The organism is Rossellomorea arthrocnemi (assembly GCF_904424705.1).
In the GTDB taxonomy this organism is placed as follows: Bacteria; Bacillota; Bacilli; order Bacillales; family Bacillaceae_B; genus Rossellomorea; species Rossellomorea arthrocnemi.
Genome location: NZ_CAJGBF010000052.1, coordinates 1 through 811, shown reverse-complemented (window position 1 = coordinate 811; position 811 = coordinate 1). Strand labels below are relative to the sequence as shown.

General features: G+C 43.4%; 1 protein-coding gene. It reads left to right on the top strand.

Translation table 11 applies throughout. From position 1 onward, the window contains the following. A partial coding sequence (locus BAA9072_RS23870) for a transposase (RefSeq protein WP_230980995.1) occupies nt 1-528 on the top strand: 528 nt, incomplete at its 5' end. Nucleotides 529-811 lie beyond the last annotated feature (283 nt).

The window sequence follows — 811 nt, the reverse complement described above, 5'->3', positions numbered from 1 at the left end:
ATGGAAATCAGGATGTTACTTGACCAATTGTCCATGTATGAATCACAGATCCACTCGCTTACTGAAAGACTTATCGCCCTTGCCCGTGAATTGCCTGACTTTGATTACCTTACTTCCATTCCTGGTATTAGTGAAACAACCGTATTGGAGTTACTCTCAGAAACAGGTTCACTCAAACGTTACAAGGATCCACGCCAATTATTTAAACTCGCGGGACTCACACTCGTAACCAATTCATCTGGTGAATCAAAGGGAAGAAAAAGGATTTCTAAGCGAGGGCGAAGAAGGCTTCGAGCCTTATTGTATAAAGCAGTGTTCCCTTTACTACACGCTAATTCGGCGTTTCGAGCACTTTATGATTATTACAGCAATGATCGGGAGAATCCGGTAACGAAAAAAGAAGCACTTGTGATTCTTTGTCGTAAGTTACTTCAAATTTGTCACGGTCTTAGCCATTATGGAACGACATTTGATTTAGAGCGAATGATGCGAGACATGCCTTTCCTCGCTCATCCTAAAGCAGCTTAAAGCTTTGAATTAGAACGTAGTTCTTCTACAACCCAGACACTGAGAAGCCGGCCCATACACGACTTTCGACGATCATCTGATCAGTCCATGCAGGAGCATACGCCGGCCTCTGCGTTAGGGAAAGACCCAACGAAGGAATGTAGGCACTAGATGCCAGGAGATATGGGAGGGTAAGTCTACCTAATAAGCAGAGATCAAATGTGCCCATCACTGAAAAATAAGGGAGACCCTTCCAGTTTCTCAACGCAACGCGTAAGCATATATCCCTTTATTTTGAACAAAT